The organism is Quisquiliibacterium transsilvanicum (assembly GCF_014202215.1).
In the GTDB taxonomy this organism is placed as follows: domain Bacteria; phylum Pseudomonadota; class Gammaproteobacteria; order Burkholderiales; family Burkholderiaceae_E; genus Quisquiliibacterium; species Quisquiliibacterium transsilvanicum.
In genome coordinates, this window is record NZ_JACHGB010000002.1 from 461059 (window position 1) to 483499 (window position 22441).

The following is a 22441-nucleotide window of genomic DNA, read 5'->3' on the forward strand; positions in this document are numbered from 1 at the left end:
ATGAACAAGATGCTGATGATCGGCGGCGCCGCAGCGGCGCTCGCCCTGGGCGGCTGCGCCTACCTGGCCGCCGGCCCTTCCGATGCCGAAGTGGTGCAGACGCTCAAGTCCTCGTTCCGTGACAAGGGCATTGCCAAGCTCGACCGCCTCGACCAGACCGAGCTGCAGAAGGCCTGCTCGGCGCACGCGCAGGGCGGCATGCCCGACGCGTTGCGCGAGCAGCTCGAGCGGGCAGCGCTGGCGGCGGTGAAGCCGCCCGCCGACGGCAACTACCTGGGCGACTGGCGCAGCGGCGAGAAGATCGCCCAGTCGGGGCGGGGCCTGCAGTTCTCGGACAACGAGAAGACCGTCAACGGCGGCAACTGCTACGCCTGCCACCAGCTGAGCAAGCAAGAGATGGCCTACGGGAACATCGGGCCCTCGCTCTACAACTACGGCAAGCTGCGCGGCAACTCGAAGGCGGTGCTCGAATACACCTGGGGCAAACTCTGGAGCGCGGATGCCTATGCCGCGTGCTCTCAGATGCCGCGCTTCGGCGATGCCGGCATCCTGACCACGCAGCAGCTGCGCGACGTCATGGCGCTGCTGCTGGACCCGGCCTCGCCGATCAACCAGTGACCGGCACGCGCCGGCCAGGAGCCTGAATCAATGGACCGTAGAGAGTTCCTGCAGGTGCTCGCCACCGCTTCGGCGGCCGGCATGTCGCTCGCCGGCTGCGCCGGCGTCGGACCCACCGAAGGGGCCGGTGCCGGCGCAGCCGGCGACGCGATGTACGAGCTGCCGAGCTTCGGCAACGTCAGCCTGCTGCACTTCACCGACTGTCACGCGCAGCTGCTGCCGATCCACTTCCGCGAGCCCAGGGTGAACCTCGGCGTCGGCTCGGCGCTGGGCAAGGCGCCGCACCTGGTCGGCGAGCACCTGCTCAAGGCCTACGGGGTGCGGCCAGGCAGCGCGCAGGCCCACGCGTTCACCTTCCTGGACTTCGAGCGGGCCGCGCGCACCTACGGCAAGGTGGGCGGATTCGCTCACCTGGCCACGCTGGTCAAGCGGATGAAGGCCAGCCGCCCGGGCGCGCTGCTGCTCGATGGCGGCGACACCTGGCAGGGCTCGGCCACCGCGTTGTGGACCGACGGGCAGGACATGGTCGACGCCTGCAAGCTGCTCGGCGTCGACGTGATGACCGGGCACTGGGAGTTCACTTACGGGCAGAAGCGGGTCCAGGAGGTGCTGGCGAAGGACTTCAAGGGCAGCGTGGAGTTCCTCGCCCAGAACGTGCGCACCACCGACTTCGAAGACCCCGTGTTCGCGTCGCACGCGATGCGCACGGTCAACGGCGTCAAGGTGGCGATCATCGGTCAGGCCTTCCCCTACACGCCGATCGCCAATCCGCGCTACATGGTGGCCGACTGGTCCTTCGGCATCCAGGACGAGCGGATGCAGAAGGTGGTCGACGAGGTGCGGGCCAAGGGCGCGCAGCTGGTCGTCGTGCTCTCGCACAACGGCATGGACGTCGACCTGAAGATGGCCAGCCGCGTGAGCGGAATCGACGCGATCCTCGGCGGGCATACCCATGACGGCGTGCCGCAGCCGGTGGCGGTGAGCAACCGGGGCGGCCGCACCCTGGTCACCAACGCCGGTTCGAACGGCAAGTTCCTCGGCGTGCTCGACCTCGACGTGCGCGGCGGCCGGCTGGCCGACTTCCGTTATCGGCTGCTGCCGGTGTTCTCCAACATCCTGCCCGCGGATCCGGAGATGCAGGCCTACGTCGATCGCGTGCGCGCGCCATTCAGGGCGAAGCTCGAGGAGCCGCTGGCGGTCACCGAAGGGCTGCTGTACCGGCGCGGCAACTTCAACGGCAGCTTCGACCAGCTGATCCTGGACGCGCTGATGGAGGTGAAGGACGCGCAGATCGCCTTCTCGCCCGGCTTCCGCTGGGGCACCAGCGTGCTGCCCGGGCAGGCCATCACGCGCGAGCATGTGATGGACCAGACCGCGATCACCTATCCGTACACGACCGTCTCGGACATGACCGGCGAGTTCATCCGGACGGTGCTCGAGGACGTCTGCGACAACCTGTTCAATCCCGATCCCTACTACCAGCAGGGCGGCGACATGGTGCGCGTGGGCGGGCTCACCTATGCCTGCGATCCGAACGCGCCGATGGGCAAGCGGATCTTCGACATGCGCCTGGGCGGCACGCCGATCGACCCGCGCAAGACCTACCGGGTGGCCGGCTGGGCGCCGGTGGCCGAGGGCGCCAAGGGCGAGCCGATCTGGGACGTGGTCGAAACCTGGCTGAAGGCGAAGAAGACGGTGCCGGTGCGCAGGCTGAACCAGCCGCGGCTGGTGGGGATGCAGGGCAACCCGGGAATCGCCGCCTGACGCATCCGCGCGGGCGCATCGACGAGCTGAGGAGGATGAGGATGACGAAGATCTGGATGGGACGGATTGCGCTTGCCACGGCGGCGCTCGCCACGGCCGCGCTTGCGCTGCCGGTGACGGCAGCGGAGGCGCTGGTGACCGTGCGCCAGCTGACGCCGGAGATCGCGCACAAGGCCGCGCAGGCGGCGCTGCTCCATTGCCGCGCGCGCGGCTACTCGGTGGGGGTGGCGGTCGTCGATCGCGCGGGGCTGCCGCAGGTGTTCCTGCGCGACCGCTTCGGCGGCGCGCACACCTTCGACACCGCGGTCAACAAGGCCTGGACCGCGGCCTCCTTCCGGATGAGCACCACCGATCTCGCCGCCGAGACGCAGGCCGGCCGGCCGATGAGCGCGATCCGTCAGATTCCGCGCGTGGCGGCGCTCGGCGGCGGTCTGCCGATCGAGGCCGGGGGCGCGACGGTCGGCGCGATCGCCGTGTCCGGCGCGCCTGGCGGCGACGCCGACGACGACTGCGCCCGGGCGGGCATCCGCGCCATCCAGGCGGACATCGAGCTGTGAGGCTCCAGCTGCGCCTGCCGCGCGTAGCGATCGCCGCAGCGGTGCTCGGGCTGGCGGGCTGCGCGTCGTCCGGTGCGCCGGGGGGCGGCTGGCCGGCTGCCGCCGCGCAGGACCAGGCCCGGCAGGGCCCGTCCCCGTCGCCCGGCGCCGCTGTGCAGTCAGGCCAGGCGCGCCACGCGCCGCTGTCGGTGCGCGTCGAGCCGCGCCAGCTGAGCCCGCGCGCGTGGTTCGTGCAGGGCGACGCCGGCCCGGTGTCGCGCGAGAACGAGGGCTTCAACTCCAACGCCGGCTTCGTGGTCACCGACGAGGGCGTGGTGGTATTCGACGCGCTGGGCACGCCTGCGCTCGGCGCTGAGCTGCTCGCGCAGATCCGCAGGATCACTCCGCTGCCCGTCCGCTACGTCATCGTCAGCCATTACCACGCGGATCATTTCTACGGCCTGCAGGTCTTCAAGGACGCCGGCGCCGAAATCTGGGCGCACCGCAAGGTCCGGGACTACCTCGCCAGCGACGCGCCGGCGGCCCGGCTCGAAGAGCGCCGGCAGTCGCTGGCGCCCTGGGTGGATGCGCAGACGCGCATCGTGCCGCCAGACCTCTACCTGGACGGCGACACCGCCTTCCGGCTCGGCGGGCTCGGCTTCCGGGTGCTCACGGTGGGCCCGGCGCACACCGTGGAGGACCTGATGCTGCTGGTCGAGGAGGAGGGCGTGCTGTTCGCCGGCGACCTCATGTTCGCGGGGCGGGTTCCCTTCGTGGGCGATGCGGACAGCCGTTCCTGGCTGGAGTCGGTGCGCAGGCTCGCGCGCATGAACCCGAAAGCGATCGTCGGCGGCCACGGCCCGGCCTCGCGCGACGCGGCGCGCGACCTCGCGCTGACCCGCGATTACCTCGCCTTCGTTCGCGACGCGATGGGGCAGGCGGTCGAGCGGATGCAGTCCTTCGACGAAGCCTACGCGGCCACCGACTGGTCGCAGTTCCGGGACCTGCCGGCGTTCGAGGCCGCCAACCGGCGCAATGCGTACAACACCTACCTGCGGATGGAGCAGGAGGCGCTCGCAGGCAAATAGAGGGCCGGGCCCGCCTCGGGGTATCCCCTACAGGGTCAGTACTGATCGCGCGGCCGTCCCGCTGTCGCTAGCATCCGGAACCCTTCAAGGAGATTCCAAGATGCATCGACCCACCTCCCGCCCCGGCCTGCTCCGGCGCACCAGCGCTGCCGTGGCGCTTGCCCTGGCCACCGCCTTCCCGGCCCAGCAGGCGCTCGCGCAACCCGCACCGAAGATCTCGGACGGCGTGGTGAAGATGGGACTGCTGCTCGACATGAGCAGCCTCTACGAGGACGTCGCGGGCAACGGCACGGTCACCGCGGTGAAGATGGCGATCGAGGACTTCGGCGGCAAGGTGCTGGGCATGCCGATCGAGGTGCTCGTTGCCGACCACCAGAACAAGCCCGACCTGTCCGCCGCCAAGGCGCGCGAGTGGTTCGACACGATGAAGGTCGACATGATCGGCGACGTCGCCGCATCGGCGACCGCGCTGTCGGCGGTCGAGGTGGCCCGGCAGAAGAACAAGGTCATCATCATGAGCGGCCCGGGCACCAGCCGCCTGACCAACGAGAACTGCACCCCGGTCAGCGTCCACTACACCTGGGACACCTATGCGCTCGCCGCCGTCACCGGCCGCGGCGTCGTCAAGACCGGCGGCGACAGCTGGTTCTTCCTGACCGTCGACTACGCCTTCGGGCACTCGCTCGAGAAGGACGCCTCCGACATCATCAAGGCCGATGGCGGCAAGGTGCTGGGCTCCGTTCGCTTCCCGCTGAACACGCAGGATTTCTCCTCGTACATGCTGCAGGCGCAGGCGTCGAAGGCCAAGGTGATCGGCCTTGCCACCGCGGGCGGCGACACGATCAATGCGATCAAGTCGGCCAACGAGTTCGGCATCACCAAGAACCAGAAGCTCGCCGGCCTGCTGGTGTTCGTCAACGACGTGCACGCGCTCGGCCTGGAAGTCACCAAGGGAATGCAGCTCACCGAGGGCTTCTACTGGGACATGAACGACGAGACCCGCAAGTTCTCGAAGCGCTTCTTCGAGAAGATGAAGAAGATGCCGAACATGCTGCAGGTGGGCTCGTACTCGTCCACGCTGCACTACCTGAACGCGGTCAAGGCCACCGGCACCGATGACACCGAGGCCGTGATGAAGTGGATGAAGTCCAATCCGATCAACGACGTGTTCGTGAAGAACGGCCGCATCCGCGAAGACGGCCGGATGATGCGCGACATGTACCTGTTCGAGGTGAAGCAGCCCGCCGAGTCCAAGTACCCCTGGGACTACTACAAGCTGAAGGCGACGATCCCGGCCGAACAGGCGTTCATGCCCGTGTCGAAGAGCGTCTGCCCGCTGCTCAAGAAGTAGGGGCAGCGCGGCGGCATTGCGTCGCCGCGCAAGCAGGTGACCACGCAGGCGGCCCTCGCGGGCCGCCTTGTCATTCCTGCTGCTGCTGGCGCCGCTCGTCGAGCAGCCGGCGCGCCTCGTCGACGGACTTCTGCATCGCGGCGCGCTTGCGGGCCTCCTCGGCCAGCGGCGGGAACGGACCGTAGCGATGCTGGTCGGCAGTCGCGCCGTGAACGTACGGCGGGAACGCTGCGTCGATCGGCTTGTTCCAGCGGGCCGGGAAGTCCTTCTCGAGGCCTGTCTTGATGGGCCGCGGCTTGCTCAGCATGTAGGCAGACACGTCGTAGGCTTCGTCGTCGCTGAGCGCAGGGCTGGCGTGGTTCGTGCCCTGCGGCATGTTGTGCTTGACGAAGCGGGTCGCCATGATCAGGCGATTCATTCCGGCGCCGTTGTTGAAGGTGTCCGGACCCCAGAGCGGCGGGAACACGTAGCCCTGCGCGTCGCCGGCCTTGCCCTTGCGCAGCCCCGCTCCGTTGGCGCCGTGGCAGGCCGCGCATTTCTCCTCGTAGACCTTGCCGCCGGCGGCAAGGTCGGCGCGCCGGTTCGGCATCTTCGATGCCGGAATGCCCATGCCGGACACCTGCGCCCCGACCGGAATGCCACGGGACAGGAAGCTCATGTACGCGACGTAGGCTCGCATTTCCCGCGAGTCCGGCGGCAGCGCGCGACCGTTCATGCTGCGCTCCATGCAGCCGTTGACCCGGTCCTCGACCGTGCTCACCGCGTCCTCGCGCCCGCGATACTGGGGGAAGGTCGCCGCGACCCCCACCCAGGGCATTCCATAGGGCTTGGTCGCGCCATCCTGGTGGCATGAAGTGCAGGCGAGGTTGTTGCCGGCGTAGCGCATCGACTTCTGTTTCACCTCGGGCCCGATGTAGGCGAAGGTGCGGGTGCTCAGCTCCTGGCCGTAGCGGACCAGCCTGCCGTAGTGATCATCCGGCAGGGTGTCCACCTGCGGGGCGCCCCGCCCGACCAGATCGACCTTGCCGGCCGGCGCATCCGCCGCCTGCGCCGCGATTGAGATCACGGCCCCGGCCATCGTCAAGAGAATCTTCTTCTTCACCATCATTCTTCCGCTCCTGGATTCCGGATGTCGTCGCACACCGGGGGCGACGATCGAATCCGGCTTGTTTCCTGCAGTATCGGCCGCAGGAGTGGCCGCCCCAATGACTTCCCGCAATTCGATGCCTCCGGGAGGTGGCGCCGGGGCGCCGGGTTCGACGTCGCGGGCTCGATGGTGCATCCTCCGGCCTGCACATCCCGATGGGCTTCGATCGATGCTTCCCGACCCTGCCGCGCCCGGCCCGCTCACCGATCACGACGTCTACCTGTTCCGCGAGGGCACGCACGCGCGCCTGCACGAGCGGCTGGGCTGCCACCTGGACACCGTGCGCGGCGGCGCGCGCTTCGCGGTCTGGGCGCCCAATGCGCGCGCAGTCTCCGTGGTCGGCGACTGGAACGACTGGAACGGCGACGCTGACCGCCTCGAACCGCGCGCCGACGGTTCCGGGATCTGGCAGGGATGGGTGGCGGCGGCGCAGCCGGGACACACCTACAAGTACCGGATCGCCGCCCGCTCCGGCACCCCGGTGCCGGACAAGGCGGACCCCTTCGCGGTCCGCTGCGAGGAGCCGCCGCGCACCGCGTCGGTGGTGCACAGCCTCGACTACGCCTGGGGCGACCAGGAGTGGATGGCGTCGCGCGGCGAGCGCAACCGCCTGGACGCGGCACAGTCGATCTACGAGCTGCACCTGGGCTCCTGGCGCCGGCGCGAGGACGGGGGCTTCCTCGGCTACCGGGAGATCGCCCACGCGCTGGTTCCCTACGTGCTCGAGGCGGGCTTCACTCACGTGGAATTGCTGCCGGTCACCGAGCACCCGTTCTACGGCTCCTGGGGCTACCAGACCACCGGCTATTTCGCGCCCACCGCGCGCTATGGTCCGCCCGAGGAGTTCATGTACCTGGTCGATTACCTCCACCGCAACGGCATCGGCGTGATCCTCGACTGGGTGCCCTCGCATTTCCCGACCGACGGCCACGGGCTGGCGCAGTTCGACGGCACTCACCTCTACGAGCATGCGGACCCGCGCCAGGGCTTCCATCCCGAGTGGAGTTCGTCGATCTTCAACTACGGCCGGCACGAGGTCGCGGCCTTCCTGCTGTCGTCGGCGATGTCCTGGCTGGACCGTTACCACATCGATGGGCTGCGGGTGGATGCGGTCGCCTCCATGCTCTATCTCGACTACGCGCGCAAGCCGGGCGAATGGGTTCCGAACGTGCACGGCGGGCACGAGAACCTCGAGGCGGTCGCCTTCCTGCGGCTGCTGAACGCGCTGGTCTACCGGGAGCATCCGGATGCGATGACCATCGCCGAGGAGTCGACCGCCTGGCCCATGGTGTCGCGCCCGGTCCACCTGGGCGGGCTCGGCTTCGGGCTGAAGTGGAACATGGGCTGGATGCACGACTCGCTCGCCTACATGCACGAGGATCCGGTGTTCCGCCGCTACCACCAGGGCCGGCTCACCTTCTCGCTCTGGTACGCGTTCAACGAGAACTTCGTGCTGCCGCTCTCGCACGACGAAGTGGTGCACGGCAAGGGCTCGCTGGTGAACAAGATGCCGGGCGACGCCTGGCGCCAGCTCGCCAACCTGCGCGCGCTGTACGGCTACATGTGGGCGCATCCCGGCAAGAAGCTGATGTTCATGGGTTGCGAGTTCGGCCAGCGCGCAGAGTGGGCGCATGACGGCGAGCTCGACTGGGCGGCGCTGGCCGACCCGGGGCACGCAGGCCTGCTGCGCTGGGTCTCCGACCTGAACCGGATCCTGCGCGAGGAGCCCGCGCTGCACGAGCTGGACTTCGCGGCCGAGGGCTTCGAGTGGATCGACTGCGCCGATGCCGACGCGAGCGTGATCGCCTTCCTGCGCAAGCCTTCGCGCGCGCGCGCGCCGCGGCTGCTGGCGGTCTGCAATTTCACTCCCGTGCCGCGCACCGGATACCGGCTGGGCGTGCCGAACGCGGGCCGCTGGGAGGAGATCCTCAACAGCGACGCGCCGATGTACGGGGGGTCGGGCTGGGGCAATTTCGGCGGCGTCGACGCCCAGGCCCTGCCGTCGCACGGCAGACCCTTCTCGATCGACCTCACGCTGCCGCCGCTGTCGGTGCTGATGCTGCGCGAACGGCGCTAGTTCAATGAAGCCGGGCAATCGGCTGTTCGTGGGCGCCTGCCGCGGCCCCAGCGCCTACAATCGAAGCAGGAGGGTTGCGGCATCGGGCCGGCCCGCTTCTGAAGGCAGGGGAAACGATGGACACGATCGTCGCAGCGACCGACTACTCGGCCTGGGCGCATTACGCGCTGGAGCGCGCCGCCCAGCTTGCGCGCGGCAGCGGCGCTGAACTGCACGTTCTGCATGCGCCGTCGCGCGGTCGCTGGCCGCAGGGCGGCGGCGTGCTGAGCCAGTACTTCGGCAGCGGCAACGAGCCATCGTTCGAAGACGAGCGTGAACGACTCGCCGCCGAGGTCGCAGGGCCGGCGCGCCGCTTCCGCGTCAAGCCGGTGTGTCATGTGCTGCCTGGGCGACCGGCCGAGGAGATCGCCGCCTTCGCCAATGCGCGCGAGGCCGGGCTGGTCGTGGTCGGCAGCCGTGGCGAGAGCGGCCTGCGCGCCCAGGCAGTGGGCAGCACCGCGCTGAAGGTGATGTGGCAGTCGCTGACGCCGGTGCTGATGGTGCGCCAGCCGGTGGACGTCGCCTACCGGAAGGTGCTGGTCGCCACCGACCTGTCCGAGCGCTCGCTGCACGTGGTGCGCACCGCGCTGGACGTGTTCCCCAAGGCCGCGGCCACGCTGCTGCATGCCTGGCGCGGCGAGTTCGAGACCACGCTGGAACTGACCGGCGCCACCGCCGACGCGCGGCGCCGCTACATCGCCGCCGAGGGCGAGGCGGCGGCCGCAGCGCTGGAGGACCAGCGCTCGCGCGCGCTCGACGGCAGCCGGCGCAGGCTGGCGCGCTTCATCGCGCACGGGCATCCGCTGCCGGCCATCCAGAAGGCGGTGGCCGAGCTGCAGCCGGACGTGGTGGTGCTCGGCAAGCACTCCGGGCCGCGCTGGCAGGAGCAGGTGCTGGGCAGCGTCGTGCAGAATCTGCTGCAGCAGTTGAAGGTCGACGTGCTCGTGGTGGCCTGAGGCTCGCCGGCGACCGGCCCGGCCGGCGCGCCCGGGCCCGCCGGCCCTGCGCAACGAGCCTGGAGCAAGCGCCAGCATGTTCGCCTTCCCCACCGACAACGCGGGCCGCACGCGGCTGCTCCCGGCCTCGATCCCTTTCCGGTTCTTCGCCGCGGCGTCGGCCTTCCAGCTTGCCGCCTGGCTGCTGCTGGCGCTCGCCGACGGGCTTCCGGAAGGCGGGGCCGGCGGGCTCGGGCCGGGCGTTGCGGTGCTGCACCTCTTCACGCTGGGCAGCCTGGCGATGACTGCGATCGGCGCGAGCCTGCAGCTGCTGCCGGTCGCGCTGGTGCAGTCGGTGCGTCCGCCCCGGCTTGCGGCGGCGGTATGGTGGCTGCTCGTGCCCGGGGTCGCGCTGCTGTGCGCCGGCATGGCGCTGCGCGACCCGGCGCTGGCGATCGCGGGCGCGCTGCCGGTGGCAGTCGCGCTGGCGCTTCACGCCGTCCTGCTGGTCACGCTGCTCGTGGGGGCGAAGCGGCAGCGCGCGCTGACCTGGCATGCATGGCTCGCGCTGGCCTGCCTGGCGGCAACCATCGTCTCGGGGCCTGCGCTGGTGCTGCACTACCGGCTGGGCTGGCTTGCCGATCCGGGCGGGGTGGCGCTCGCCCACCTGATGCTGGCGGGCTACGGCTTCATGGGCCTGCTCGCCACCGGCTTCTCCTACCTGCTGCTGCCGATGTTCGCGGTGGCGAAGGGGCCGGGCGAGGACCTGCAGCGGCGCGTGCTCGCAGTGCTGGCGGCGTCGCTGCTCGTCGGGGTCGTCCTTGCGCTCGCGGACGTTCCGCGCGGCTGGCTCGCGATGCCGGCGGCCAGCGCAGCCGCGGCGGCCGCAGTGCATGCCTGGCAGCTGCAGCGCACGCTGGCGCGCCGCCGCAATCGCGAGGGGCCCTGGTCGAGGATGCTGATGCGCGCCGGCTGGATCTGCATGCTCGCCAGCCTTGTGGTCGGTGCTGCGCTGGCCGCGGGGGCGGGCGCGGTGGGCACGGTGGGCACGGTGGGCACGGTGGGCGTGGTAGGGGCGACGCCGGCGAGGCTCGGCCTGGTGTTCGTCGCGCTGATGGTGCCTGGCTGGCTGCTGTCGTTCGAACTGGCGGTGCTGTTGCGCATCCTGCCCTTCCTTAGCGCGGTTCACGCGAAGCTCCGGGGCGGCCGGATGCCGGCCTTGCCGGCGGTGGTGCGGCCATCGCTGGCCTGGGCCGTGGCGGGGCTGCATCTCGCTGCGCTTGCGCTTCTGCTGGCGGGGCTGTCGCTAGGAGAGGAGCATGCGGTGCGCGCCGCGGGGATCTCCGGCGCCGCGGGCGCTGCAGCACTGCTGCTCTTCCAGGCATCGGTATGGCGGCGGGCGGGCCGGCAGAACGCGGATTCCTTGATCGCAGACAAGGATCGCGGTGCTGGGTGCCGATAGCATTCGACTACACCGTCCTCCTGGTGTTTTTTTGGGGCGAGCTTCCGGTCTTCGGATCTGGGCTCGCCCGTTTTGTTTCCAGTGGTCGGTGCGCCGCCCTCAGCGTCCGCCCGCAGGAACGAAGGCGTCGGAGAAGCAGGCGTCCTCGGACAGCCCCTGGGCGACGAAGGCCGGGCGCGCCGCCTCCACCATCCGCACCGAGCCGCACGCATAGACCGCGTATCCGGACAGATCGGGATGGTCGGCGAGGATGGCTTCGTGGACCAGGCCGATGCGGCCCTTCCATCGGTCTTCGGGTGAGGGCTCGGAGAGCACCGGCACGAAGCGGAAGTTCGGGTGCTCCTGCGCCCAGCGCTCGGGCAGCTCCGCCATGTAGAGGTCGCGCCGGCTGCGCACGCCCCAGTACAGGATCAGCGGGCGCTCGATGCCGAGGATGAAGGCCTGTTCCAGCAGGCTCTTGACCGGTGCGAAGCCGGTGGCGCCCGCCACGAAGATCAGCGGCTTGTCGCTGGGCTCGTGCAGCGTGAAGCTGCCGACCGGGCCCTCGAAGCGCACGCTGTCGCCGACCTTCATCGTCTCGAACAGCGCGGTGGTGAAGCGTCCGCCGGGCACCAGCCGAACGTGCAGTTCGATCGTGCCGGTGCTGCCCGACGGGCCGGTGAACGAGTAGCTGCGGCGTTCACCGCCGTCGAGGATGACGTTGATGTACTGCCCGGCTTCGAACGCGATCCGTTCGCCCTCGGGCAGGCGCAGCGCCAGCAGCATGACGTCATGCCCGATCGGGTCCAGGCGCTCGATGCGCGCCGCGTACTCGCGGATCTCGGTGCCCCGCCTGGCCGCATCCTCTTCGTACTCGAACTCGACGTCGGATTTCGCGCAGGCGCAGCACAGCAGGATCCGGCCTGCCAGCCGCTCCTGCTCGCTGAGCGCGCTGGCCTGGTAGCCGGTCATCTCGACCTCGCCGCCGATCATGGTGGCCTTGCACACGCCGCAGCCGCCCGAGCGGCACTCGTAGGGAAGGGCGATGCCGGCGCGCAGTCCGGCGTCGAGCAGGGTTTCGCCGTCGCGCACCGGCGCGCTGATGCGGCCAGGATGGACCGTCATCTGCATCGGCGCGCCCTTGCCCGCGCGCTTGGGCGGCAGCCAGGGCAGGGCGACCAGCAGCAGCGTGGCCCCGCCCACCGCGAGCCACAGCTTGATCGGATCCCAGGCGTAGATCAGCGGGTAGACGGTGAGGTAGAACCAGTCGAAGGACACCGTCTGCGGCGTGGTGGCGAGGTTGGCGGGCGGGCCGCTGACCACCGGCTTGACCAGCGCGAGCGCCACCAGCATCAGCACCAGGCCGATCGCCAGCCGCCGGGGCGGCACCAGCGCCGCGCGCGGCACCCGCTGCGTGTGGATCCACAGCGCGAGCAGCATTACCAGCGGAATGCCGATGTGCAGGAAGGACAGCAGCGAGAAGAGCCGGTCGCTCACCGCCTCCGGCGAGATGAAGTTGCGCGTGAGGATGCCGTTGAAGACGGGCAGCGCGTCCATCCACTCGGTGGTGGCGACCACGACGAACTGCGCGAGCTGATCCCAGGGCAGCATGAAGCCGTTGATGCCCGAGGCGTAGACCAGCCACAGCACCACGACTCCCGACACCCAGGAGAAGGCCCGGAAGCTGCGGTAGCGGTCGAACACGAAGTGGCGCAGCATGTGCAGCAGCATCGTCAGCACCATCGCGTCGGACGCGTAGCGGTGCACGCTTCGCAGGATGCCGCCGGCGAACCACTGGCCGCTCGTGATCCGCTCCATCGACGAGTAGGTCGTTTGCAGGCCCGTCTCGTAGAACGCGTACAGGTACAGCCCGCTCGCCACCACGATCCAGAACATCCAGTAGCTGATCGTGCCGAGGTAGTACATCGGGTTCAGGCGATCGCCGAACACCCGGTTGCCGACGGCCTCGAAGCGCAGGAACACCCACTGGCCGAGTTTCTGGATCTGCTTCAGCACATGCGGCTCCCTGTCATGCGTGCCGCCCTTCGGCGGTTCGCAGCGAATGGTTGACGGCCAGTGCCGCCATGAACACCAGCGCCGCCACGCCCTGGTGCGTCGCGCCCAGGCCGACCGGCACTGCGGCCAGCAGCGTCGCGATGCCAAGGGTAACCTGCAGCGCCACCAGAGCCAGCAGCAGGTGCGCGGTGCGCGTCGCCCGGTCGCCCGCCCCGGCGCGGCGCACGCGCAGCCACAGCAGCGGCGCCAGGACGGCGAGCAGCCAGGCGCCAAGGCGATGATCGAACTGCACCGTGGCCATGTTCCAGAAGAAATTGCGCCACCACGGCTCCAGCATCAGGATCTCGGGCGGAACCCAGTGCCCGTTCATCAGCGGGAAGGTGTTGTAGGCCTTGCCGGCCCGGATGCCCGCGACCAGCCCGCCGGTCAGCACCATCCACACCACCGCGCCGGTCACCCAGAAGGACAGCCGGCGGGCGCCCCGCAATGCAGCACCGCCGCCCTGCAGCCGGCGCGGGTGCAGCAGATCGAGCGCCACCCACAGCATCGCCCCGAGGATGAGGAACGCGAGCGACAGGTGGGCGGTGAGCCGGAACTGCGACACCCGCGGATCGTCGACCAGGCCGGACTTGACCATGTACCAGCCCATCGCGCCCTGCAGTCCGCCAAGCACGAAAATGCCCGCGAGCTTCAGGCCCAGCCGCGCGCCGACGCGGCCGGTAGCTGCGAACCAGAGCAGCGGCAGCAGGAAGACGATGCCGATCAGCCGGCCGAGCAGCCGGTGGAAGTACTCCCACCAGAAGATTCCCTTGAAGTCCTGCAGCGACATCGCGTGGTTGACCAGGCGGCCTTCGGGCGTCTGGCGGTACTTCTCGAAAGTTTCCAGCCACTGCGCGTCGTTCAGCGGCGGCAGCGTGCCGACGATGGGCGCCCACTCGACGATGGACAGCCCCGAATGGGTGAGCCTGGTGACGCCGCCCACCACGATCATCGCCAGCACCAGCGCGCAGCAGGCGAGCAGCCAGGACGCCACCGCGCGAGGCGAGCGGCTGCCCGCATTCATGGTTGGCGCAAATGATCGATCGAAAATGTTGCTTTGCGTCATGACGTCAGGGCTGGGTGCGTGTGAGGATGCATTCAAGCGTCGTTCCATCGGGCCGGAAATGCCGCGAGGTTACTCGGGGGTGCATGTAGAACCTTTGACTGCGATCAAGGCGGCTTGGGGGGCGAAATCAGGAACATCGCTGCCACGAGTTAAAAAACAAACTGGAGGGAGAACGATCATGGCCGAACCATCGAACGAAGACCGCGCCGCGGGAACCGAAGAAGAGCGGATTCCGGTGATGCAGCAGGTGCTGGATAACCCGTTCCTGCTGCTGTTCATCGGTGTGGCCATGCCCACGATCCTCTACATCCTCTGGGGGGTGATGGAGATCGCGACGGTTCCCGTCAGTCCGCTGTCCAAGTGACCGCGCCGAGGAGAATGCCATGAGCGCAATCCTGCCTCCGCCGCGGCGGATATGGTGGAAGGAACCCGTCGACAAGGTCGAGATCATCTGGATCGTGATCGCCTTCGTCTGGTGCATGATCATGTTCTTCATGATGCCGTACTGGCATGTGTACGGTAAGCAGAACCTCTCTCCAGAAACCTACAAGGTCAGGCCCGAGCTGTTCGCCAGGGCCTCGCAGGAGATGGTGGACAAGTACACAGTGCGCACCGAGACCGAGCTCAAGATCCCGGTGGTCGCGCCGCCCGCCGGCAGCGACGTCTACCTGATCGCGCGCCTCTGGGACTGGTGGCCCATCCTCGAGCTGGAGAAGGACAAGACCTACCGCCTGCACCTCACGGCGATGGACTACCAGCACGGCTTCTCCCTGCAGCCCGAGAACATCAACATCCAGGTGCTTCCCGGGTATCAGCACGTGATCACGATCCAGCCCAACCGTTCGGGCACCTACGCGATCGTCTGCAACGAGTTCTGCGGCATCGGGCACCACAAGATGGTCTCGAAGCTGTACGTGAAGTAAGGGGGCACCATGGCAACCGCCGCACCGATGTTCCGTGTCTGCCCCCGCTCGGGGCTGCAGTTCCACAAGTCGGCCGAGACGCTGATCAAGCTCAACGCCGTCGCCGCAGTCGTCGCGCTGCTGGTCGGGGGCGTGCTCGCGCTTCTGATCACGCTCACGCGCTGGCAGGCGATCCACCTGATCGACGCCGACAATTTCTATCTGTTCCTGACCGCGCACGGGCTCGACATGCTCGTGGTCTGGATCATCTTCTTCGAGATCGCGATCCTGTATTTCTGCTCGTCGACCCTGCTGCGCTGTCGATTGGCAACGCCACGGATCGCCTGGCTCGGGTTCGCACTGATGGTGATCGGCACCATCACCTTCAACGTGGCCATCTTCACCGGCAACGCGACGGTGATGATGACCTCGTACGTGCCGATGCCGGCCCATCCGGCCTTCTACCTCGGCCTGATCCTGTTCGCCGTGGGCGCGCTGATCGGCTGCTTCGTCTTCCTGGGCACACTGGTGGTCGCCAAGGCGGAGAAGACCTACGAAGGCTCGGTGCCGCTGGTCACCTTCGGCGCGCTGACCGCCTGCATCATCGCGATCTTCACGATCGCCTCGGGCGCGATCATCCTGATCCCGACCTGGCTCTGGTCGATCGGCTACATCTCGCACATCGATCCCGCGATGTACCGGGTCATCTGGTGGGCCTTCGGGCATTCGTCGCAGCAGATCAACGTCAGCGCCCACGTGGCGGTCTGGTACGCCATCGCCGCGATCGTGTTCGGCGCCAGGCCGATGTCCGAGCGCATCAGCCGCACGGCCTTCCTGCTCTACATCTGCTTCCTGCAGCTGGCCAGCGCGCACCACATCCTCGCCGATCCGGCGGTGGGCACCGAGTGGAAGATCTTCAACACCAGCTATGCGATGTACCTGGCGGTGCTGGCGTCGATGATCCACGGTCTGACGGTGCCTGGCGCGATCGAGGTCGCGCAGCGCGAGAAGGGCTACACCAAGGGTCTGTTCGAGTGGTTGCGCAAGGCGCCATGGGGCAACCCGGTGTTCTCGGGCATGTTCATCTCGCTGATCGGCTTCGGATTCCTGGGCGGCATCTCCGGCGTGATGATGGGCACCGAGCAGCTGAACATGATCATCCACAACACGATCTACGTGCCCGGCCACTTCCACGCCACGGTGGTGATCGGCACCACGCTCGCGTTCATGTCGATGACCTACTTCCTGCTGCCCACGCTGTTCAACCGGGAGATGATCCTGCCGGGCTGGGCGAAGTGGCAGCCGTACGTCTTCGGCCTGGGGATGGGCGTGTTCACGCTGGCGATGATGGGCGCGGGCACGCTGGGCGTTCCGCGCAGGCACTGGGACATCACCTTCGCAGGCGCCGCGCTGCCCTACGAGTTCCCGGGCGCGGCGCTGCTGATGATCGCGATCTTCGGCGTGGCCGGGGTCATTGCGGTGATCGGTGGGGCGATGTACATCATCATCACCGTCGGTACGCTGCTGTTCGGCAAGAAGCTCGATGCGGGCGCCTACACCCACAAGGTCGACCCGCTGCGCCTGCCGATGCAGGCGGCGCTCAGCGGCCACGGCGGTCACGGTGGCGGCTTCGCTGCGCCGGGCACCTTCGTGTTCGCGCTGGTCTTCCTGGTGGCCTTCATCCTCTACTACTTCGTGAACTGGAAGTACCTGTCCACGGTGTGGGGGCTCAGCTGACTGGGATCCCGCGGACGCGGGAACGGGCTGGCGCGGCGCAGGCCGGCCCGTTTCCCGCGGCACGTTCCCTGGCGCCGGCCCGCCGGCGCAACACCGAAGCGGCGAGGCCGGCGCGTTGGTTCCGATCCCGTCTCGCAGCGCTGCTGGCGGTGATCGCAGTCTTCCTTGCGGCGCTGCCCGGCCTTCTGCCCGCCGCTCATGCGCAGGAGAAGGAAGCGGAGAAGGACTGGCGCGCGGTGCTCGCGGTCAGCCAGGCGGCGATGGGGCGCGAGATCGGCGACTTCCGCTTCACCGACAGCAAGGGCAGGGAGGTCGCGTTCGCCGACTTCCGCGGCCGGCCGCTGCTGGTCAGCTTCGTGTACACCGGCTGCTTCCAGGCCTGCCCGGTGGCGACCAAGTTCCTGATGGAGGCGGTGGAGACGGCGCGCAAGGCGCTCGGCGACGACCGCTTCAGCGTGGTGTCGATCGGCTTCAACCAGCCCTTCGACAATCCGGTGGCGATGGCGTCCTTCGCGCGGCAGAACGGCATCGACGATCCGCGCTGGTTCTTCCTCACCCCGCGCGCCGGCGAAGTGGAGGCGCTGACGCAGCGATTCGGCTTCGTCTACGAGGCCACGCCCAAGGGCTTCGATCACGTCACCCAGGTCAGCGTCGTGGATCCGAAGGGCGTGATCTACCGGCAGGTGTACGGCGAGAACTTCGACCTGCCGATGCTGGTGCAGCCGCTCAAGGAACTCCTCTCCGGCCAGGCCTCCGAGTCGTTCACCGTGGAGAACGTCTGGGAGAAGGTGAAGCTCTACTGCACGGTGTACGACCCCAACTCGGGCGGCTACCGGGTCAACTACGGGATCTTCTTCGAGATCTTCGCGGGACTGACCACGCTGGGCGCGATCGCCTGGGTGGTGATCCGGGAGCTGCGCAGGCGGCCGCGCGGCGCATGATCCAGCGCGCGTGCGAACCGGCAGGCCGATGCGCGCCCGCCGCTGCCCAGGCCCGTCCGTCGGGCACGTTGACTTGACGCGGATCAAAGCCTGCTGCCCTCGGTGCAGCGGACGATCGGCACATGGGAGGCCCGTCTGGCTCCTGCGCTCCCGCCGATCCAGATGAACAGTCGCGTCTTCGCTCCCACCAACCCTGCCGAGGCCGACCTGCCCGGCAGCGGGCGGCTCGCGGGTCTGGTGCGCAGGGTGGAGCGGGGCTTCGACGCGGCCTGCGGCGAGGCGGACAATCCGCTGCGCCAGCTCGGCGCGCTCGGCTTCCAGCTGTTCTGGCTCGTCTCGCTCACCGGCGCCTACCTCTACATCTTCTACGACACCAGCGTTTCTGGCGCCTGGACGTCGGTCGAGCGGCTCACGGTGGACCAGTGGTGGGCGGGAGGCGTGATGCGCAGCCTGCATCGCTACGCGTCGGATGCCTTCGCGCTGGTGATCGCGGCGCACGTGCTGCGCGAGCTGGCCTACGGACGCTTCCGGCACTTCCGCTGGTACACCTGGCTCACCGGCGTGCCGACGCTCTGGCTGGCCGCCGCCTCCGGCGTGATCGGCTACTGGCTGGTCTGGGACGAGCTCGCGCAGTTCGTCGGCGTCGCGGTCACCGAGTGGTTCGGGGCGCTGCCCGGCTTCGGGCCCGCGCTGGTGCGCAACTTCATCGCCGAGTCGGCGATGTCGGACCGCTTCTTCTCGCTGCTGGTGTTCCTGCATATCGGCGTGCCACTGGTGCTGCTGCTGGCGATGTGGGTGCACATCCAGCGGCTGGCGCGTGCGCGCACCGTGACCAGCCGGGCGGTGGGCGGCTGGACCTTCGCCGCGCTGCTGGCCTTGTCGCTGGCCGCGCCGGTGGTGTCGCTGCCGGCGGCGGACCTGTCGCGGGTGCCGGCGAACGTGCCGATCGACTGGTTCTACCTGGCGCCGCTGCCTGCGATCTACGCTGTCTCCCCCGAGGCGGTGTGGGCGGCAGCGGCGGCGCTCACCGTGCTGCTGGGCGCGGTTCCCTGGCTGGGGCGCCGCACGCCGCCGCCGCCGCCCGCCAAGGTGGATCCGGACCATTGCAACGGCTGCACCCGATGCTTCGTCGACTGTCCATATTCGGCGATCACGATGGCGCCGCATCCGAGCGGCCGTGGCGAGATCGCAGTGGTGGCCGACGACCTGTGCGCGAGCTGCGGGATCTGCGCGGGCGCCTGCCCGTCGTCGACGCCGTTCCGGTCGCGGCAGCGGCTGGTCAGCGGAATCGACCTGCCGGACCGCGAGGTGGGGGACTTGCGCGACGCGCTTGGCAGCGCGCTGGCGCGGTCGACCGCCGAGGGCGCCTCGCCCCTGGTGCTCTTCTGCTGCCAGCGCGGCGCGGGCCTGGGGCCGGATGAGGATGCCGGCCGCGCGGACGGGGTGCTCGCGTTCGGGCTGCCCTGCGCGGGAATGCTGCCGCCGTCCTTTGTCGAGTACGCCTTGCGTCATGGCGCTGCAGGTGTGATGGTTGCGACCTGCCCGGGCGAAGATTGCGAGTTCAGGCTCGGGGTGCAGTGGACGGCGGAGCGGCTGCGCGGCGAGCGCGAACCCTACCTGCGGGCGTCGGTCGACCGGGCACGGCTGCGCACGGTGGCGGCGGCGCGCGAGGAGCGCGCGGGCCTGCGGCGGGCGCTGCAGGCCTTCAGGCAGGAGCTCTCGGCACCCGGCGCCGATGCGCCCGGAGCCGAGGCATCACAACGGAATCGACGGGAATCGACATGACGGCTGGCACATTGGTGAGATACGGGGGGCAGGCGGTGCTCTACGCGCTGTTCGCGGGCTTCGTTGGCTGGTTCTCCTCTTCGCCCCCGTACCGGCACCTGGAGGAGGACCAGGCGCTGCTGCGCCTGTCCTTCAAGCATCCGGGGCAGTTCGTGACCGACTGCCGGGCGCGCGGCGCCGAGGAACTCGCCAGCATGCCGCCGCAGCTGCGCGCAGCGATGGACTGCCCGCGCGAGCGCTCGCCGGTGCGCGTGCGTGTGCAGCTCGACGGAGCGCCGCTTTATGACGAAGTGTTCGCGCCCGCGGGGCTGCGCCGCGACGGAGCGGCCAGCGGCTACCGCCGGTTGCCGATCGTCGCCGGCGAGCACCGCCTGGTGGTCCAGGTCAACGACGATGTCCGCGTGGAGGGCTTCACGCATGAGCGCGCCGAGACCGTGCAGCTCAAGCCCGGCGAGGTGGTGCTGATCGATTTCATCGCGGACCGCGGGGGAGTGGTGATCCGATGAAGACCGAAGGGCTTGCCGGGCCTGCCGGCTTCCTGCGCGGAGCGCGCGAGGTGCGCGCGGTCGATCGCTTCGATCTGGCGACGCCCGCCGCCGAGCAGCGCGCGATGGCCGCCGGCTGGCTGGCGCTCGGCATCGCGGCGCTGATCGGCTCCGGCCTGTTCTCGGTGCTGCTGGTGCTTGCCCGCACGCCGCACGTGGCTGCCCTCATTCCCGGGGTGGACTTCTTCCACGTCGCCCTGGTGGTGCACGTCGACCTTTCGGTGCTGGTCTGGTTTGTCTCGATGGCAGGCATGCTCTGGTCCTTCGACAGCGCCCGGCGCGCGCCGGGCCTGGGCTGGCTGGCGCTGTGGGCGACCGCGATCGGCACCGTGCTGATGGCTGCCGCGCCGTTCATCGGCAGCGCGCGCCCGGTGATGTCCAACTACGTGCCGGTGCTCGAGAGCCCGGTCTTCCTCTATGGACTGGTGGTGTTCGGCGCCGGCTTCGCGATGCTCACGCTGCGCAGCTTCGTTGCCCCGGTGCGCATCGGGCTGGCGCTGGACGGCAGCGACGCGTTGCGCTTCGGCCTGAGGGCGGCGGCGGTGTCCGCTGCGATCGCGCTGATGGCAATGGCCTGGTCCTGGGCCGAGGTGCCGCGCGAGCTGGAAGGCAAGGCCTACTACGAGCTCCTCTTCTGGGGGCCCGGGCACGTCATCCAGTTCACCTGGACGCTGCTGATGCTGGTCGCCTGGACCTGGCTGGCGGCGCTGACCGGCTCGCCGCTGCCGCTGAGCCCGCGGATCGTGGTGCTGGTCTACGGGATCGGCCTGGCCTCGGTGTTCGTCGCGCCGCTGATCTACCTGAACTGGAGCGTGCTGTCGGTCGAGCACCAGAAGATGATGACCTGGCTGATGCGCTTCGGTGGCGGGCTGGCGATCCTGCCGATGGTGCTGGCGCTGGCGGTGGCGCTGCTGCGCGGCCCGCGCGCCAGCGACCGGACCCGGCCGCTGCGCGGCGCGCTGATCGCCTCGCTGGTGCTGTTCACGATCGGCGGCGGCATCGGTTTCCTGATCAAGGGCTCGGACGTGCGTGTGCCAGCCCACTACCATGGCTCGATCGTCGGGGTCACGCTGGCGCTGATGGGGCTGGCCTACGCGCTGCTGCCGCGGCTCGGCTTCGCGGCACCGCGCGGCCGGCTGGCCGACTGGCAGCCCTGGCTCTACGGCGGCGGCCAGCTGCTGCACATCCTCGGCCTGGTCTGGTCGGGCGGCTATGGCGTGCAGCGCAAGGTGGCCGGCAGCGGGCAGGTGCTGCGCAGCACCCAGGAAGTGATCGGCATGGGGGTGATGGGCTTCGGCGGGCTGGTGGCGATCCTCGGCGGCATCGCCTTCATCCTGGTCGTGCTGCGCAGCATGCGCGCGCGCGGCGAGGTGGCTGAATGATCCGTCGGCTGGCGCTGCTCGCCTGCATCTTCACGCTCTGCATCAGCGCCGCGAGCGCCTTCATCCGCAACACGCAGGCGGGGCTCGGGTGCAGTCCCTGGCCGCAGTGCCTGGCACAGCAGGCCGAGGCCCGCGGCGGCAGCGGCATGCTGCGGATGGCGCCGTCGACCACCGGGCCGGGCGAGGTGGACGCGGTCTTCGTCGCGCGCGCGCTGCACCGGATCAGCGCTGTGCTGGTCGGCCTGCTTGCGCTCGGCATCGTGCTGTTCGGCTGGTCGCGCCTGGGCGCGTCGGACCGGGCCGCAGCCGCCTTCGCGCTCGTCGACACGGTGTTTCTCTCCTGGCTGGGGCGCTACACGCCGCACGATGTCCCGCTGGTCACGATCGGCAACGTACTCGGCGGCTTCGCGCTGGCCGCGGCCTTCGGCTGGATTGCTGCGGGCGGAACCCGTGCAGGGCAAGCCGCCACGAGCGGGCGGATGTATCTCGCCTGGACCGCGCTGGCGCTGGCCGGCCTGCAGTCCGCCCTCGGCGTGACCATCGGCGCCCGGGATGCGGTGGGCGTCTGCGTGCGTCCGCTGTGCCTGCCGCAGGGGCCGGTCGATGCCGCGGTGTTCGATCCGCGGGTGGCGCAGGCGATCGCCAGCGCGGCGGACGGGCAGGCGCTGCATCTCGCGCATCGCCTGCTCGCGATCGTGGTGGCGGTGCTCGTGCTGCTGCTGGCGCTGCGGTCCGCGTCGCGGCCAGGGCCGCGAACAGCGTCGCGCTCAGGCTCGCAGACCGGCGGGGCGGCCAGTGCGCGGCGCAGGCCGGCGCTCGGCGCGCTCGCCTGCATCCTGCTGCTTGCCCCCCTGGGGCTGGCCACCGCGGCGGGGCTGCTCGGCCCGGGCGGCGGCACGCTGCACAACGTGCTCGCCGGGACCTGCTTCGTGCTGCTGGCGGTGGCCGCCAGGCCGGCATCAAATCATGTTGGGATTGATTCGCATTAAGGAAGTCCGTCGGCGCTGCCGATAGGCTCGCTGCCTGAACCGA

Annotated in this window: 19 protein-coding genes; 16 read left to right on the forward strand and 3 right to left on the reverse strand. The window is 69.5% G+C overall.

What is annotated here, in order from left to right; all coding sequences use genetic code 11:
* From soxX to HNQ70_RS05645, 5 genes are all read left to right on the forward strand, one after another.
* Window positions 1-618, forward strand: a complete 618-nt coding sequence (soxX, locus tag HNQ70_RS05625; RefSeq protein WP_221302648.1) for a sulfur oxidation c-type cytochrome SoxX — start codon at window positions 1-3, stop codon at window positions 616-618.
* A 30-nt stretch (window positions 619-648) separates the two neighbouring features.
* A complete protein-coding gene (soxB, locus tag HNQ70_RS05630; RefSeq protein ID WP_183965115.1) occupies window positions 649-2382 on the forward strand; it encodes a thiosulfohydrolase SoxB in 1734 nt (577 codons plus the stop codon).
* Between the two features lie 41 nt (window positions 2383-2423).
* Complete coding sequence (locus HNQ70_RS05635) at window positions 2424-2939, forward strand: GlcG/HbpS family heme-binding protein (protein ID WP_183965117.1); 516 nt, start codon at window positions 2424-2426, stop codon at window positions 2937-2939.
* Window positions 2936-4006, forward strand: coding sequence for an MBL fold metallo-hydrolase (locus HNQ70_RS05640; protein WP_183965119.1), 1071 nt, complete (start codon window positions 2936-2938; stop codon window positions 4004-4006). The genes HNQ70_RS05635 and HNQ70_RS05640 overlap by 4 nt, the downstream gene beginning before the upstream one ends.
* 100 nt (window positions 4007-4106) lie before the next feature.
* On the forward strand, window positions 4107-5357 hold the full coding sequence (locus HNQ70_RS05645) for an ABC transporter substrate-binding protein (RefSeq protein WP_183965122.1): 1251 nt from the start codon (window positions 4107-4109) through the stop codon (window positions 5355-5357).
* A gap of 70 nt (window positions 5358-5427) precedes the next feature.
* On the opposite strand, the gene HNQ70_RS05650 is transcribed toward HNQ70_RS05645, so the two are convergent.
* Window positions 5428-6465, reverse strand: coding sequence for a c-type cytochrome (locus HNQ70_RS05650; RefSeq protein ID WP_183965124.1), 1038 nt, complete (start codon window positions 6463-6465; stop codon window positions 5428-5430).
* Window positions 6466-6673: 208 nt separating this feature from the next.
* Here HNQ70_RS05650 and glgB point away from each other — a divergent pair, with 208 nt between their 5' ends.
* From glgB to HNQ70_RS05665, 3 genes are all read left to right on the forward strand, one after another.
* The gene (glgB, locus tag HNQ70_RS05655) at window positions 6674-8581 is read left to right on the forward strand and encodes a 1,4-alpha-glucan branching protein GlgB (RefSeq protein ID WP_183965126.1); all 1908 of its coding nucleotides are present in this window, start codon (window positions 6674-6676) and stop codon (window positions 8579-8581) included.
* 116 nt (window positions 8582-8697) lie between these two features.
* Window positions 8698-9576: a universal stress protein gene (locus tag HNQ70_RS05660; RefSeq protein ID WP_183965128.1), complete on the forward strand. Its 879-nt coding sequence runs from the start codon at window positions 8698-8700 to the stop codon at window positions 9574-9576.
* A gap of 76 nt (window positions 9577-9652) precedes the next feature.
* Complete coding sequence (locus HNQ70_RS05665) at window positions 9653-11017, forward strand: hypothetical protein (RefSeq protein ID WP_183965130.1); 1365 nt, start codon at window positions 9653-9655, stop codon at window positions 11015-11017.
* A 99-nt stretch (window positions 11018-11116) separates the two neighbouring features.
* Here the strand turns inward: HNQ70_RS05665 and HNQ70_RS05670 are convergent, their stop codons facing one another.
* Both HNQ70_RS05670 and HNQ70_RS05675 read right to left on the reverse strand, forming a co-directional pair.
* On the reverse strand, window positions 11117-13012 hold the full coding sequence (locus HNQ70_RS05670) for an FAD-binding oxidoreductase (RefSeq protein ID WP_343060655.1): 1896 nt from the start codon (window positions 13010-13012) through the stop codon (window positions 11117-11119).
* Window positions 13013-13025: 13 nt separating this feature from the next.
* Entirely contained in the window at window positions 13026-14075 is a 1050-nt protein-coding gene (locus HNQ70_RS05675) for a COX15/CtaA family protein (RefSeq protein ID WP_183965131.1), read from the reverse strand.
* A gap of 220 nt (window positions 14076-14295) precedes the next feature.
* Here HNQ70_RS05675 and HNQ70_RS05680 point away from each other — a divergent pair, with 220 nt between their 5' ends.
* The 8 genes from HNQ70_RS05680 to HNQ70_RS05715 all read left to right on the forward strand — a co-directional run bounded on the left by HNQ70_RS05680 (window position 14296) and on the right by HNQ70_RS05715 (window position 22398).
* Window positions 14296-14481 carry a hypothetical protein gene (locus HNQ70_RS05680; protein ID WP_183965134.1) on the forward strand — a complete coding sequence of 62 codons (186 nt, stop codon included), beginning with the start codon at window positions 14296-14298 and terminating at the stop codon, window positions 14479-14481.
* 19 nt (window positions 14482-14500) lie between these two features.
* A complete protein-coding gene (locus tag HNQ70_RS05685) occupies window positions 14501-15040 on the forward strand; it encodes a cupredoxin domain-containing protein (protein ID WP_183965135.1) in 540 nt (179 codons plus the stop codon).
* A gap of 9 nt (window positions 15041-15049) precedes the next feature.
* A complete protein-coding gene (locus HNQ70_RS05690; RefSeq protein WP_246434733.1) occupies window positions 15050-16756 on the forward strand; it encodes a cbb3-type cytochrome c oxidase subunit I in 1707 nt (568 codons plus the stop codon).
* 149 nt (window positions 16757-16905) lie between these two features.
* Window positions 16906-17697 carry an SCO family protein gene (locus HNQ70_RS05695; protein WP_183965137.1) on the forward strand — a complete coding sequence of 264 codons (792 nt, stop codon included), beginning with the start codon at window positions 16906-16908 and terminating at the stop codon, window positions 17695-17697.
* Between the two features lie 162 nt (window positions 17698-17859).
* Window positions 17860-19482 (forward strand): cytochrome b N-terminal domain-containing protein, encoded by a 1623-nt coding sequence (locus tag HNQ70_RS05700; RefSeq protein ID WP_183965139.1) that lies wholly within the window; start codon window positions 17860-17862, stop codon window positions 19480-19482.
* Window positions 19479-19988 (forward strand): hypothetical protein, encoded by a 510-nt coding sequence (locus HNQ70_RS05705; RefSeq protein WP_183965141.1) that lies wholly within the window; start codon window positions 19479-19481, stop codon window positions 19986-19988. Before HNQ70_RS05700 ends, HNQ70_RS05705 begins: the two co-directional genes overlap by 4 nt.
* A complete protein-coding gene (locus HNQ70_RS05710; protein WP_183965143.1) occupies window positions 19985-21409 on the forward strand; it encodes a cbb3-type cytochrome c oxidase subunit I in 1425 nt (474 codons plus the stop codon). Before HNQ70_RS05705 ends, HNQ70_RS05710 begins: the two co-directional genes overlap by 4 nt.
* On the forward strand, window positions 21406-22398 hold the full coding sequence (locus HNQ70_RS05715; RefSeq protein WP_183965144.1) for a COX15/CtaA family protein: 993 nt from the start codon (window positions 21406-21408) through the stop codon (window positions 22396-22398). Before HNQ70_RS05710 ends, HNQ70_RS05715 begins: the two co-directional genes overlap by 4 nt.
* The last annotated feature ends 43 nt before the right edge of the window (window positions 22399-22441 follow it).